Raw genomic sequence first — 13,579 nt, 5'->3', positions numbered from 1 at the left:
GGCGAGTCCCGAGTACTAACCTCAAGCATCGAATCATCGTCGCCGTTACGCGCTGGCCCGGCCGGCTGCACGCGTGGATAGGTAGCAAAAATTTCTGTTGGTACCTATGTTGGTACTTTTAAGAATTCATCAAGACTCACCATATTGAAATGTGGTTCCGGCCGGAGGCACCACCTACTCATCCGTAGTAGTCCCGCAAAGTCCATGAAACCGCGTTTCTCCCTCTGGGAACGCGGTTTTTTTGTGCGCCGACGTTTGAGCTCGTCCATTACCAGCTAAGCCGCCATTTTCACCTCGACAAGAATCCGCCTCCGCTAAGCCGATCCGTTTTTTGTACAACTTTCCTTTCAGACTGAACATCTGTGCACTTTTGACATGCGTTACATTTGAATCGTAGGTAGCAATGCCTGTGGAGTCCAAAATGACATATTCACTCCAAGGGCAGGTAATGAAAAATAGACTCGACCGCCTTTCCGCCATCCTCATTGACGCCATTCTGAGAAACCGTCCTTTTGAGAGTATTCAGACAATCGCTCGCGCTTTGGCTCACAACGGCATCCCTATAGAGGTCGCAATGCGCGTGTTAACGCGGCCTTGGGAACGCAGGTTTTTCGGTCCCTGGATAAATAAAAGAACCAAAAATAATCATACGTATCATCCTCAAAGGATTGTGTATGAGCAAACTTGAGCGCATCCGCAATGCCATGGAACCGGAGCCCCACGCGTCATCCAACCGCTCGAACCGCCTTGTAGCCGAACAGGTTGAGGTTGCACTTGTTCTGCAGGAAATGCTTGGAACGTCCGCAGCCGCAAAATATTTATATGCACGACTGATACCGCTCAACCTCGCCATGCGGGTATTGACCCGGCCTTGGCAGAGGCGCTGGCGTCCGACAGTGAACTGTCCTGTGGCTGCCGACGGGCGACTGGCTGGCTGATGGGCGCGTATCCCAACGGTGTGCCGCCGCCCATCGGGATTCCCATCCTGGTAAGTCCGCGCGACCGCATCGCGCCGCCGTCTTACTGAAACGATTACGTGCCGACTACTTCGGCGGCACACCCCAATCATCGTACTTGTGCACGATGGTCCGGGCAGTCCCATCGCGCTCCATCGCATCCAGCGCCCCGTTCATGCGCGCGACGAGCGCATCCGGCACGGCACGGTTGCACGCAAGATAAACGCGGATACGGTTGAACACGAACACCGGCACCAGCTTGCCCGTGTAACCCAGCCGGTCGAGCGTCAGGCTGTCGCGGCGGATGCTGGCGGCCCACAGGTCGATGCGGTCCATCATCAGCTTGCGCGGGTTGATCATGTCGTTCGGGGCGGGGTCGACGGTGAAGCCGCGTGCGCGCAGGAACTGGTCGCGCGCGTCGCCGTTGTAGGTGCCGACGCGGTAGGCGCGTGCGTCGTCCAGGCTGTGCACGGCGAAATGGCGGTCGGCGCGGCCCATCAGCACCCACTCGGCCTCGCCGATCGGGCCGATCCATTTGAAATGCGGTTCGCGCTCGGGCGTGCGCGTGGTCGAGTAGACGCAGGCGTCCTTGCGTTCCAGCGCGGCCGTATAGGCGCGCTTCCACGGCAGCAGGTCGATCGAATAGGCGACGCCGGAGCGGGCCATGATTTCGCGCACCATGTCGGTACCGATGCCCGTCACGCGGTCGCCATCACGCATGCTGTACGGCGCCGAGGTCTCGGTGGTCAGATACAGCCGCGGCGCCGGCTCCGCTTGCGCCAGCGCGCAGGCCCCGGCCAGCAGTGCGGCAAGAACTGTCGTTTTCATACACGTCGCACCTATTGCGGGCGCCCAAGACGGACGACCCGTATAACTAGCATAGCAGCAACATCGCAAATGCGGCAACGCGTGCCGAACCGGCAACATTGCCTGACTTCAGGTGGCGTACATGCGACAACTTCACGTATTCATCTGGCATTAAGTTCTCATCGGAAAGACTTTCACTGCCAGAAATGCCATACTTGCGCTCAAACTCATCAATTCTCTCGAAAAATCACGCGCCATGTTGTCCGTGTTCACGCTCCCATCCGATCCATCGCTGCTCAGCTATGGGCTCTATACGCCGAAATTGGTCGCGCTGTCCGTGCTCGTTGCCATTTTCGCATCGTGGATGGGCTTGCAGATCGCCGGCCAGGCCACCGCCAACCGCGCCCAGCGCTGGATCATCCTCGGCACGGGCAGCCTGTCGCTCGGCGCCGGTGTGTGGGCCATGCACTTCATCGGCATGCTCGCGTTCGACCTGTGCACGACCGTCGACTACGATCCGACCGCCACCACCTTGTCGAGCCTGCCAAGCATCGCCGCCTCGTTCGTGGCGCTGGCCGTCATCGCGCGCGACCGCCTGGGCGGCTGGGGCCTGCTGGCCGGCGGCGTGCTGGTCGGCGCTGGCATCGGCGTGATGCACTACGCCGGCATGGCCGGCATGCGCATGGGCCTCGGATTGCGCTACGATCCGTTCACGTTCGGCCTGTCCATCGTCGTCGCGGTGGTACTGGCGACCCTGGCGCTGTGGGTGCGCTTCGGCCTGTCCAGCCTGTCGCACCGGCTGAGCGAGCAGCGCCGCCTGCTGCTGGCCGCCATCGTGATGGGCTGCGCGATCTCCGGCATGCATTACACGGGCATGGAAGCGGCGCGCTTCGTCGGCCACGTCGACAAGCTGACGCCGCACAAGGCCAGCAACGACACCTTCCTCGCGCTGGCGATCACGCTGATCGTCGTCGCGTTCACCGTCTTCGTGCTCGCCGCCAACGGCCTGCTGCGCTACCGCCAGATGTTCCGCGAACTGTCGCGCAGCGAAGCATGGATGCGCGCGCTGCTCACCACCACCGTCGATGGCGTGATCACGGTCGACCGCGAGGGTACCATCCGCGAATTCAACGCGTCGGCCGAGCGCATCTTCGGCTGGGACCGCGACGACATCGTCGGCGGCAACATCCGCCTGTTGATCGGCGACGAGGCCGCGTCGGAAGAAGTGGGCCTGCTGCGCTCGCTGCGCACGGGCGAGATCAGCGCCAGCGCGCGCGGCGCCGACGTGACGGGCCGGCGCAAGGACGGCAGCATCGTGCCGATCCGGCGTGCCATCGGCCACGCACGCCTCGACCAGCAGGACCTGTTCGTCTGCTTCATCACGGACATCAGCGACCGCCGCAAGATGGAGCAGGCGCTGCGCGCCAGCGAGCAGCAGTTCCGTTCGCTGATCGGCAACATCCCCGGCATTTCCTACCGCAGCAGCCTCATCGAAGGCGACGCGCCGATGCTGTTCATCAGCGATGCCGTCGAGCGCGTCACCGGCTACCCGGGCCGCGACTTCCTCGGCACGGCGCCGCGCCGCACGTTCGCACCGCTGATCCACGCGGCCGACCGCGTACGCGTGTCGGAGACGATCGCCACCGCGCTGCGCGAAGACCGCCCCTACCTCGTCGAATACCGTTTATTGCACGCGGACGGCAGCACCCGCTGGATGTGGGAAAACGGCACCGGCGTGCGCAACGACGCAGGCGAGCTGTGCTGGCTGGACGGCGTCATCCTCGACATCACCGAGCGCCGCCACATGGAAGACGCGCTGCGCGTCGCGAAGGAAAACGCCGAGCAGGCCGCAGCGGCGCGCGCCAGCTTCGTCGCCAACATGAGCCACGAGATCCGTACGCCGATGAATTCCATCCTCGGCTTCACCGACGTGCTGCTGGACGGCCAGCTGAACGCCGACCAGCGCCGCCACCTGGACACGATCCGCAGTTCGGGCCGTGCGCTGCTGCGCCTGCTCAACGAAATCCTCGACACGGCCAAGCTGGAAAAGGGCGCGGTCGAGCTGGAACAGAACGACTACAACCTGCTGTCGCTGATCGACGAACTGTCGTCCACGCTGGCCGCCAACGCGCGCGCAAAAGGCCTGCATGTCGACATTCACTACGACCCGACCTTGCCCACCTGCCTGCGCGGCGACGAGCTGCGCGTGCGCCAGGTGCTCACGAACCTGCTCGACAACGCCATCAAGTTCACGGAAAAAGGCACCGTCACCTTGCGCGCCGAGCTGCAGGGCGAACAGCTGCACTTCCTGGTGAGCGACACCGGGATCGGCATCGCGCCGGACCGCCTGTCCGCCATCTTCGAACCGTTCACCCAGGCCGACGCCTCGATGACGCGCCGGTTCGGCGGCACAGGCCTCGGCACCACGATCTGCAAGCAGCTCGTCGAACTGATGGGCGGCCGCATCTGGGCCGAGAGCGAGCCGGGCCAGGGCACGACCTTCCACGTGGTGCTGCCGCTCGTGCTGGCCCGTTTCGCCCCGCAGCAGCCGCGCGTGCGCACGGCCGCCGCCCTGCCGCCGCTGCGCGTGCTCCTGGCCGACGACGTCCCGCAGAACCAGGAGCTGCTGCAACTGCTGCTGGCGCGCCGCGGCCACACGATGACGGCCGTCGGCGACGGTGCCGCCGTCGTCGAGATGGCGGCTCGCGAGCCGTTCGACCTGATCCTGATGGACTTCCAGATGCCCACCCTCGACGGGCTCTCGGCCACGCGCATGATCCGCCAGCAGGCCGCGGCGGCGGGCCGCCCGCGCGTGCCGATCATCGCCATGACGGCCAGCGTGCTGGCCGAACACCGCCGTGCCAGCATCGAGGCCGGCATGGACGGCTTCGCCAGCAAGCCCGTCGACTGGTTCGCGCTGTCGCACGAGATCGCGCGCGTGCTGGGCCTCGGCCCCGGCCAGCAGCCGGACGACCTGCCGGCGCAGGAGCACCATACGCTGAACCGCCACGCGGGCCTGCGCCGCTGGAGCGGCAAGGAAGACGCGTACGTGGAAGCCCTCGCCCACTTCGCCGCCCAGCACGACGGCCTGGCCGCGACGCTCGCGGCCCAGGCCACCGCCGCCGACTACCTCGCGCTGCGCATGCAGGCGCACCGGGTCCGCGGCATCGCCGCCAACCTCGGCCTGGAACTGCTCGCCGACGCGCTGGCGGGGCTGGAAGGCCTCGTCGACGGCGACAGCGGCAAGCTGTACCCCGGTACCGAAGACAAGCTGGAGGCGACGCTGGCAAACGTGGCCTCCCTGCTGGACGACGCGCTGGACGCGATCCGTACTGTCCTGCCCCGCCCGGCCGGCCAGCCCGCCAAGACGACAGCGCAGGGGGCCGACCTGGGCCGCGCGCGGCGCGCGGCCAACGTCCTGCGCGATGCGCTCAAGCGCGGCGGCCTGGACGACGCCGCGCTGGCCGGCCTCGCCGCCGCCACGAGCGGCCATCCGCTGGCCGCCCGCGTCGCGCAAGTGCACACCGCCATTTCCGATTTCGAGTTCGACCTCGCCCTGCAACAACTTGACGCCGTGCTGGCGGCCATCGACGAGCCGGCACAGGAGATTTTCGAATGACCAACGTCACCCAGCCACTGATTCTCGCGGTCGACGACGAGGCGAGCAACCTGCAACTGCTGCGCCAGATTCTGCAAGACCACTACCGCCTGCGCTTCGCCAAGGACGGCCCGCGCGCGCTCGACCTGGCGCGCGAAGAACTTCCCGACCTGATCCTGCTCGACGTGATGATGCCCGGCATGAGCGGCTATGAAGTGTGCGCGGCGCTCAAGGCCGACCCGGCGCTGGCGGCCATCCCCGTCATCTTCGTCACGGCGCTGAACGACACGGCGGATGAGCTGGAAGGCTTCGAGGCCGGCGCCGTCGACTACATCACGAAGCCCGTCAGCCCGCCGATCGTGCGTGCGCGCGTGCGCACCCACCTGTCGCTCGTGCGCATGGAAGAGTTGCGCGCGTCGCGGCTGGAAATCGTCCAGCGCCTGGGCCTGGCCGCCGAGTACAAGGACAACGAGACGGGCCTGCACGTGATCCGCATGAGCCATTTCGCGCGCATCCTCGGCCTCGCTGCCGGCATGACGGAGGCGCAAGCCGACGACCTGCTGCACGCCGCCCCGATGCACGACGTGGGCAAGATCGGCATCCCCGACCGCGTGCTGCTGAAACCGGGGCCGCTCGATGCGGACGAATGGCAGATCATGCAGGGGCACGCGCTGATCGGCGCCGAGATCATCGGCCAGCACGACCACGGCGTGCTCGCCCTGGCGCGCAACATCGCCCTGACCCACCACGAGAAATGGGACGGCAGCGGCTACCCGAACGGCCTGGCCGGCGCCGATATCCCGCTCGAAGGCCGCATCTGCGCCATCGCCGACGTGTTCGACGCGCTCACGTCCGTGCGCCCGTACAAGAAAGCGTGGACGGAAGAGGAGGCGCTCGACTTCCTCGTCAAGCAGAAGGGACGGCATTTCGATCCGGTGCTGGTCGACCTGTTCCTCGAACAGATGCCGGCGATCCGCGCGATTCGCACGCGCTGGGCTGAGCAGGATGATGTGCCGGCGGCGATGCCCGTTGCGGCGTAGATCGGCGGATGCAATGGTGGGCTCGGAGAGCCCACCAAGCGTTACCCCAGCCGCGCCGCGGCCGTGAGCCGCACTTCCGCCTTGCGCGCCACGAGTTCCTCGTACAGCCGCGCATAGTTCTCGGCCATCTGCGCCGACGTGAACAGCTGCCAGTAGCGCGCCTCGGCGCGTTGCCCCATCTCCTGCGCCATCCGCGGGTCGTTCCACAGCCGCTGCATGGCGGCGCGCAAGGCCTCATGGTCGGACGGCGGCACCACGAGCCCAGTCTCGCCGTGCACGTTGATGTACGTGGTGCCCGTGCCGATCTCGCTGGAGATCATCGGCTTGCCGTACATCGCCCCTTCCAGCAACGAGATGCCGAACGCTTCCGAGCGCAGGTGCGACGGGAAGGCGACGGCGTAGCAGAGCTCGAGCAGCGCGGCCTTGTCGTGGTCGTCGACGGCGCCGACGAATTGCACGTGCTTGAGGCCAAGGCGCGCGGCACGCGCCTTCAGTTCCGCCTCGATCGGCCCGGCGCCGACGATCACGACCGGATAGTCGGTGCCCGCCACGGCATCGAGCAGGATGTGCAAGCCCTTGTAGTAGCGCAGCACGCCCACGAACAGGAAGAATTTCTGCCCCACGCGCGCGCGCCAGTGGTCCAGGCGCGCCTGCTCCGGCACCGGATAGCTGGATTTGTCGAGGCCGAACGCGATGACGCGGGTCTTGTCGCGGTAGCCATGCAGCACGGCCGACGACGCGAGATAGTTCGGCGACGTGGCGACGATCGCATCGACGCTCCGCAGGAACCGGTGCCGCAGCGGCTGATACAGCTTCAGCAGCATTTTCTGGCGCACGATGTCGGAGTGGTAGGTGACGACGGTCGGCTTGTCGATGCGGGCCAGGAAGTGCGCCAGGTCCATGAAGGGCCACGGGAAGTGGTAGTGCACGACGTCGGCCTGCGCCGCCATGCGCGCCAGCGCGCCGATCGCCTGCACCGACACGGCGTTGGACGCCACCTCGACATTCAGCGGCACCCGGTGCACCGTGTGGCCCTCGTAGTCGAACGGCTCGAGGTGCCGGTCGCGCGACAGCGACAGCACTTGGTTCGTGATCCCCAGGCGTCCCGTGCCCACGCACATCTGGCGGATCACCTGCTCGACCCCGCCGACGGAATCGGGGTAATAGGTCTTGTAGAAATGGAGGACGCGCATCGGGCTGGACATGGGCGGTCCTTCAGACCAGGGCGCGATAGACGGCGGCCGTCTGGCGTGCCGTCTCGGCCCACGTCAGCTGGGCCGCGCGCGCGCGACCGGCCGCGATGCAGCGCTCCCGCGCGGCGGGTTCGCGCGCCAGGGTGAGCATCGCATCGGCGATCGCGCCCGTGTCGAGCGGATCGACGTCGAGCGCCGCGCCGGCCGTCACTTCCGGGAGCGATGTCGTGTTCGACGCGACGACGGGCACGCCGGCTGCAAACGCTTCCACCACAGGAATACCGAAACCTTCGTACAGCGAGGCGAACACGAACACGCCCGCGCCCGCGTACACGTGGCGCAGGTCGGCATTGTCGACGAGGCGGTTCAGCCAGACGACGTCGGCGCCGTCCTGCACGGCGGCCGCGATACGGCGCAGCACGTCGTCCGAGCGCGCGCCGGCACTGCCCACGATGACGAGCTGGCGTTCCGCCCGCACGGCCGCGGGCAGCGACAGGTAGGCGTCCAGCAAGCGCTCGACGTTCTTGCGCGGCTGCAGCGTGCCCACGAACAGGAAATAACCCGGCCGCAAACCGTTGACCCGCAACGTCGCCGCCACGGCGTCGGCCGGCGGCGGCTCGAACCACTCGTCGTCGACGCCGCACGGCACGACGGTGATGCGGCGCTCGTCGATGCCGAAGCATTCGACCAGTTCGTCGATCGCGAAATGCGACAGCGCGATCACGTGGTCGGCCTTTTGCGCGGCCTTGCGCTGGAGCCAGTTCTTCACGCCGCGCAGGCGCGGGTTGCACCATTCGGGATGCTTGACCGGCAGCGCATCGTGCAGGCTCGCCACGACGGGACAATCCATGCGGACGACGCGGTAGTCCGTCACGTGAAACACGTCGACGGGCATGTGCACGCGGTGCGCGTGCGGCGTCACGAGGTCGACGAACGACGCGCGCTCGAACGAATGGGGCAGCGCTTCACCCGCCGTGATGGCGCCGCCGCCGCGCAGGCGCGGCCAGGAATACGGCAGCAGCGCGCAGCCGGCCCGGGGCAGGTGGCGCAGCAGCGCCTGCGTATAGACGCCGATGCCGTCCAGGTGCCCGCCCGTGTAGGCCGGTTCGATCATGGTCGTGCCCATGCCGATGCGCAGGTCGGGCAATGCCAGCGCGTCATTCGCGGCCTCGGCGGTACTGACGAGCGTGCGCAGGTGGTCCTGGAGGCCGGCTGTGCCGACCGCGCGTCGTTTGGGGAGGCCCAGTTCGATCATGGTGTTGTCCTGGCCGGTCGGCATCGTGCTCACGCCTCGTACATCCAGCGCAGCGTGTCGACCAGCGGCGGCGAGGCGACGGGCCCGATCACGCCGGTCAGCTTGGCGTTGCTACCGGTCAGCGTTGCCACGTCACTGGCGCGCACGAAGGCCGGGTTGACGTGCACGTCGATGCGGTAGCCGGCGATGTCGCTCATCATGTCGATCACGCTCTGAAGCGACTGCGAGCGACCGGAGCAGACGTTGAAGACCTCCCCGGCCGGCGCCGCCGCGAGCAGGCGGCGATAGCTCTTCACGACCATGCGCACGTCGGAAAAATCGCGCGCGATCGCGAGGTTGCCCAGTTCGATGCGGCGCGCGCCCTTGCGGAAGTGCGACACGATCTTCGGCAGCAGGAACAACTCGTGCTGGCCGACGCCCGTGTAGTTGAACGGCCGCGCGATCACGATCGGCAGCCTGGCCATCCACAGCCGGGCCATGTATTCCATCGCGAGCTTGCTGACGGCGTAGTCGTTGGCGGGCGCGGGCGCCACGGATTCGTCGATGACGGGCACGGCGGCGTTGCCGTAGATATTGGCCGACGAAGGCAGCAGAACACACGACGGCTTGTGCGCGCCCTGCGTCAGCGCTTCCAGCAGGTTGCGGGTGCCGGCCACGTTGACGCGGTACATCTGTTCGGCATTGTCGTGGGCGACGAACGCGATCGCGGCCAGGTGGACGACGACGTCCGGCCGCGTCTGCATGACCACGGCCGCCAGCGCGGCGCGGTCGAGCAGGTCGGCGGCGAAGACATCCGGCCCCGTCTCGGCACCCGGCTGTACGGTGCCGTAGACCCGATAGCCCGCCGCGGCCAGTTCGCGCGCCATGTAGCGGCCCGTGAAGCCGCGCAGGCCCGTGATCAGGGCGCGCCTGCCCTCCCCCTCGCGAGGTTCGTCGTGGCGTTCACCGATGCGGACGATGTTTTCCGTGGCCATGCCGTGCACGTCAGAACGAGAAACCGGATTCGTTGCGGCGCAAGTCGGCGTCGACCATCATCTGGCACAGCCGTTCCAGCGACGTCTCGGCCTTCCAGCCCAGCTCGCGCTGCGCCTTCGACGGGTCGCCGATCAGCAGGTCGACCTCGGCCGGGCGGTAGAACTTCGGCGACACGCGCACGAGCAGCTTGCCGGTACGGGCGCAATGGCCCGTCTCTTGTTCGCCCGCGCCTTTCCACTCGACGTCCAGGTTGGCGCCGCGGAAGGCCATCGTCACGAAGTCGCGTACGGTTTCCGTGCGGTTCGTGGCGAGCACGAAGGTGTCGGGCTCGGCCGCCTGCAGGATGCGCCACATGCCTTCCACGTATTCGCGCGCATAGCCCCAGTCGCGCCTGGCGTCCAGGTTGCCCAGTTCCAGCACGTCGAGCTTGTTCAGGACGATCTTGGCGACGGCGTCCGTGATCTTGCGGGTGACAAATTCGCGACCGCGCAGTGGCGATTCGTGGTTGAACAGGATGCCCGAGCTGCCGAAGATGCCATACGATTCGCGGTAGTTCACGGTCATCCAGTGCGCATACAGCTTGGCCACGCCGTACGGGCTGCGCGGGTAGAACGGCGTCGACTCGGCCTGCGGCACGGCCTGCACCTTGCCGAACATCTCGGACGTCGACGCCTGGTAGAAGCGCGCTGTCGGATGCACGATGCGGATCGCTTCCAGCAGGTGCACGGCGCCCAGGCCCGTGATCGAGGCGGTGGTCACGGGCTGGTCGAACGAGACGCCGACAAAGCTTTGTGCGGCCAGGTTGTACACCTCGTCCGGACGGGTGGATTCGATCAGGCGGACGCTCGACGACAGGTCCGTGAGGTCATATTCGACGAGGGACAGGTTCGGATGCTGCTCGATACCGAGCTCGGCGATGCGCCAGAAGTTGACCGAACTGGACCGCCGAAACGTGCCCGTCACGCGGTAACCCTTGTCGAGGAGCAGCTGCGCCAGGTAGGCGCCGTCCTGGCCGGTAATGCCGGTGATCAGGGCCGTTTTCGTAGTCTGCATGTTCTTGGTATCAGTTGGTGATCCGTAGCGACAGCCGCGACCGCCTTGGCGGGGCGGCCCGGGACGTCGGACGCGGTGGCATGGAGGCAATAACACTCCGATACGCCACGTTGCCGCGAGTTTCACTTGTGTCTTGCACCCCGGAAAAGATGCAAAATAAACAAGATAGACTCGTCTATTATGGACTGAAACCTTGAAAAGACGGCGCGTGATTACGCATTGTTACTTGTTACTCAAGCTTTATTACACCTTCACGATTTGTAGGAAATTTCTACAGTTAAATGACAAAAGGGCCCGGATGGGCCCTTTTTGTCGGATCTTACTACCGGTGACGAATCTACAACAGCACGGTATCAGCGCTCCGAGACGGCATCGACGACGCACAAGGCCGTCATGTTGACGATGCGGCGCACGGTGGCCGACGGCGTCAGGATGTGCACCGGACGCGCGCAGCCCAGCAGCACGGGGCCGATGGCGACGCCGCTGCCGGCTGCCGTCTTGACGACGTTATAGGCGATGTTCGCGGCTTCGATGTTCGGCATGACGAGCAGGTTGGCATCGCCCTTGAGCGTCGACTGCGGCATGATCTTGGCGCGCAGCTTCGAGTCCAGCGCCGTGTCGCCGTGCATCTCGCCGTCGACTTCCAGGCTTGGGGCCTTCTGCTGGATCAGGCTGAGGGCGGCACGCATCTTCTTGGCCGACGCGCTGTTCGACGTGCCGAAGTTCGAGTGCGACAGCAGCGCCACGCGCGGATTGATGCCCAGGCGTTCCAGTTCCTCGGCCGCCATCAGCGTGATCTCGGTCAGCTCTTCGGCCGTCGGGTTCTCGTTGACGTGCGTGTCGACCATGGCGATCTGGCGTTCCTGCGTGATGATGAAGTTCAGCGCCGCATAGACGTTGGCACCGGCGCGCTTGCCCAGCACCTGGTCGATGTACTGCAGGTGCACGTCGGTCGTGCCGTACGTGCCGCAGATCATGCCGTCGGCGTCGCCCTTGTGGATCATCATCGCGCCGATCAGCGTGTGGCGACGGCGCATTGCCAGGCGGGCGAGGTCTTCCGTGACGCCCTTGCGCATGACCAGCTGGTGGTAGCTTTGCCAGTAATCGCGGTAGCGCTCGTCGAAGTCGGGGTTGATGACGTCGAAGTGCTTGCCCTGCTTCAGGCGCAGGCCGAATTTCTCGATGCGCTTTTCCAGCACGGCCGGACGGCCGACGAGGATCGGACGGGCCAGGTTCTCGTCGACGACGACCTGCACGGCGCGCAGCACGCGCTCTTCCTCGCCCTCGGCGAAGACGATGCGCTTGCGTTCGGCCGGCGCGCTCTTCGCGATCTGGAACAGCGGCTTCATGAAGCTGCCGCTGCGGTAGACGAATTGCTGCAGGCTCTCGGCGTAGGCGGCCAGGTCGGCGATCGGACGGGTGGCGACGCCGCCGTCCATCGCGGCCTTGGCGACGGCCGGCGCGATGTGCGTCAAGAGGCGCGGGTCGAACGGCATCGGGATCAGGTATTCCGGGCCGAACGACAGGTTCGAGATGCCGTACGCGGACGCCACGATGTCCGACTGCTCGGCGTGGGCCAGGTCGGCAATCGCGTGCACGACGGCGATTTCCATCTCGCGCGTGATCGTCGTCGCGCCGCAGTCCAGTGCGCCGCGGAACATGTACGGGAAGCACAGCACGTTGTTGACCTGGTTCGGGTAGTCCGAACGGCCGGTGGCGATGATGACGTCGTTGCGGACGGCTTTCGCATCTTCCGGCAGGATTTCCGGGTTCGGGTTCGCGAGCGCCAGGATCAGCGGGTTCGGCGCCATCTTCGCGACCATGTCCGGCTTCAGCACGCCGCCGGCGGACAGGCCCAGGAAGATGTCGGCGTCGGGGATGACTTCGGCCAGCGAGCGGTGCGGCGTGTCTTGCGCGAAGCGTTCCTTGTCCGGGTCCATCAGCTCGGTGCGGCCCTTGTAGACGACGCCGGCCAGGTCGGTCACATAGATGTTCTCAATGGGGAAGCCGAGGTCGACGGCCAGGTCGAGGCAGGCCAGTGCCGCCGCGCCCGCGCCGGACACGACCATCTTGCACTTCTTGAGATCTTTATTGACGACCTTCAGGCCGTTCAGGATGGCGGCGCCGACGATGATCGCGGTGCCGTGCTGGTCGTCGTGGAAGACGGGGATCTTCATGCGCTCGCGCAGCTTGCGCTCGATGTAGAAGCACTCGGGCGCCTTGATGTCCTCGAGGTTCACGCCGCCGAAGGTCGGTTCCAGCGCGGCGATCACGTCGATCAGCTTGTCCGGATCGTTTTCGTTGATCTCGATGTCGAACACGTCGATGCCGGCGAACTTCTTGAACAGCACGCCCTTGCCTTCCATGACGGGCTTCGATGCCAGCGGGCCGATATTACCGAGGCCGAGGACGGCCGTGCCGTTCGAGATCACCGCGACGAGGTTGCCGCGCGCCGTGTATTTATAGGCAGAGGCCGGGTCCTTGACGATTTCTTCGCAGGGCGCGGCAACGCCCGGCGAGTACGCCAGGGCCAGGTCGCGCTGGTTCAGGACAGACTTGGTCGGCGTGACGGCGATCTTGCCGGGAGTGGGAAACTGGTGGTACTCGAGCGCGGCAGCCCGCAGTTGTTGACGTAATTCTTCTTTTTTATCGATTGACGAATCCATGCTCTGCTGCCTTTTTGAACTGACGGGGGGTCTCCG

Annotated in this window: 9 protein-coding genes; 3 read left to right on the top strand and 6 right to left on the bottom strand. The window is 65.9% G+C overall.

Features of this window, described 5'->3' with window-relative positions; all coding sequences use genetic code 11:
• Nucleotides 1-674 precede the first annotated feature (674 nt).
• Complete coding sequence (locus tag NX784_RS17490) at nucleotides 675-938, top strand: hypothetical protein (RefSeq protein WP_258817977.1); 264 nt, start codon at nucleotides 675-677, stop codon at nucleotides 936-938.
• Between the two features lie 105 nt (nucleotides 939-1,043).
• On the opposite strand, the gene NX784_RS17485 is transcribed toward NX784_RS17490, so the two are convergent.
• The gene (locus NX784_RS17485) at nucleotides 1,044-1,784 is read right to left on the bottom strand and encodes a substrate-binding periplasmic protein (RefSeq protein WP_258817976.1); all 741 of its coding nucleotides are present in this window, start codon (nucleotides 1,782-1,784) and stop codon (nucleotides 1,044-1,046) included.
• Nucleotides 1,785-2,019: 235 nt separating this feature from the next.
• Here NX784_RS17485 and NX784_RS17480 point away from each other — a divergent pair, with 235 nt between their 5' ends.
• Together NX784_RS17480 and NX784_RS17475 are read left to right on the top strand one after the other, a co-directional pair.
• Nucleotides 2,020-5,382, top strand: coding sequence for an MHYT domain-containing protein (locus NX784_RS17480; protein ID WP_258817975.1), 3,363 nt, complete (start codon nucleotides 2,020-2,022; stop codon nucleotides 5,380-5,382).
• Entirely contained in the window at nucleotides 5,379-6,401 is a 1,023-nt protein-coding gene (locus tag NX784_RS17475; protein WP_258817974.1) for a response regulator, read from the top strand. The genes NX784_RS17480 and NX784_RS17475 overlap by 4 nt, the downstream gene beginning before the upstream one ends.
• Nucleotides 6,402-6,442: 41 nt before the next feature.
• Here the strand turns inward: NX784_RS17475 and NX784_RS17470 are convergent, their stop codons facing one another.
• The 5 genes from NX784_RS17470 to NX784_RS17450 form a co-directional block, all read right to left on the bottom strand.
• Nucleotides 6,443-7,594, bottom strand: coding sequence for a glycosyltransferase family 4 protein (locus NX784_RS17470; RefSeq protein WP_258818104.1), 1,152 nt, complete (start codon nucleotides 7,592-7,594; stop codon nucleotides 6,443-6,445).
• A gap of 22 nt (nucleotides 7,595-7,616) precedes the next feature.
• Nucleotides 7,617-8,873, bottom strand: coding sequence for a glycosyltransferase family 4 protein (locus NX784_RS17465; protein ID WP_307736035.1), 1,257 nt, complete (start codon nucleotides 8,871-8,873; stop codon nucleotides 7,617-7,619).
• A 5-nt stretch (nucleotides 8,874-8,878) separates the two neighbouring features.
• Complete coding sequence (locus NX784_RS17460) at nucleotides 8,879-9,823, bottom strand: GDP-mannose 4,6-dehydratase (protein ID WP_258817973.1); 945 nt, start codon at nucleotides 9,821-9,823, stop codon at nucleotides 8,879-8,881.
• A 10-nt stretch (nucleotides 9,824-9,833) separates the two neighbouring features.
• Nucleotides 9,834-10,877, bottom strand: coding sequence for a GDP-mannose 4,6-dehydratase (gmd, locus tag NX784_RS17455; RefSeq protein WP_258817972.1), 1,044 nt, complete (start codon nucleotides 10,875-10,877; stop codon nucleotides 9,834-9,836).
• Between the two features lie 353 nt (nucleotides 10,878-11,230).
• A complete protein-coding gene (locus NX784_RS17450) occupies nucleotides 11,231-13,543 on the bottom strand; it encodes an NADP-dependent malic enzyme (RefSeq protein WP_258817971.1) in 2,313 nt (770 codons plus the stop codon).
• Between the last annotated feature and the right edge of the window lie 36 nt (nucleotides 13,544-13,579).

The sequence above is a fragment of the Massilia pinisoli genome (genome assembly GCF_024753285.1).
Lineage (GTDB): Bacteria > Pseudomonadota > Gammaproteobacteria > Burkholderiales > Burkholderiaceae_D > Telluria > Telluria pinisoli.
Note: the sequence above shows the minus strand (reverse complement) of the source record. Positions and strands in the feature narration are given on the sequence as shown.

Coding starts and splice junctions, on each gene's coding strand:
- NX784_RS17490 (WP_258817977.1), top strand. CDS start 675: ATGAGCAAACTTGAGCGCATCCGCAATGCCATGGAACCGGAGCCCCAC.
- NX784_RS17485 (WP_258817976.1), bottom strand. CDS start 1,784: ATGAAAACGACAGTTCTTGCCGCACTGCTGGCCGGGGCCTGCGCGCTG.
- NX784_RS17480 (WP_258817975.1), top strand. CDS start 2,020: ATGTTGTCCGTGTTCACGCTCCCATCCGATCCATCGCTGCTCAGCTAT.
- NX784_RS17475 (WP_258817974.1), top strand. CDS start 5,379: ATGACCAACGTCACCCAGCCACTGATTCTCGCGGTCGACGACGAGGCG.
- NX784_RS17470 (WP_258818104.1), bottom strand. CDS start 7,594: ATGCGCGTCCTCCATTTCTACAAGACCTATTACCCCGATTCCGTCGGC.
- NX784_RS17465 (WP_307736035.1), bottom strand. CDS start 8,873: ATGCCGACCGGCCAGGACAACACCATGATCGAACTGGGCCTCCCCAAA.
- NX784_RS17460 (WP_258817973.1), bottom strand. CDS start 9,823: ATGGCCACGGAAAACATCGTCCGCATCGGTGAACGCCACGACGAACCT.
- gmd (WP_258817972.1), bottom strand. CDS start 10,877: ATGCAGACTACGAAAACGGCCCTGATCACCGGCATTACCGGCCAGGAC.
- NX784_RS17450 (WP_258817971.1), bottom strand. CDS start 13,543: ATGGATTCGTCAATCGATAAAAAAGAAGAATTACGTCAACAACTGCGG.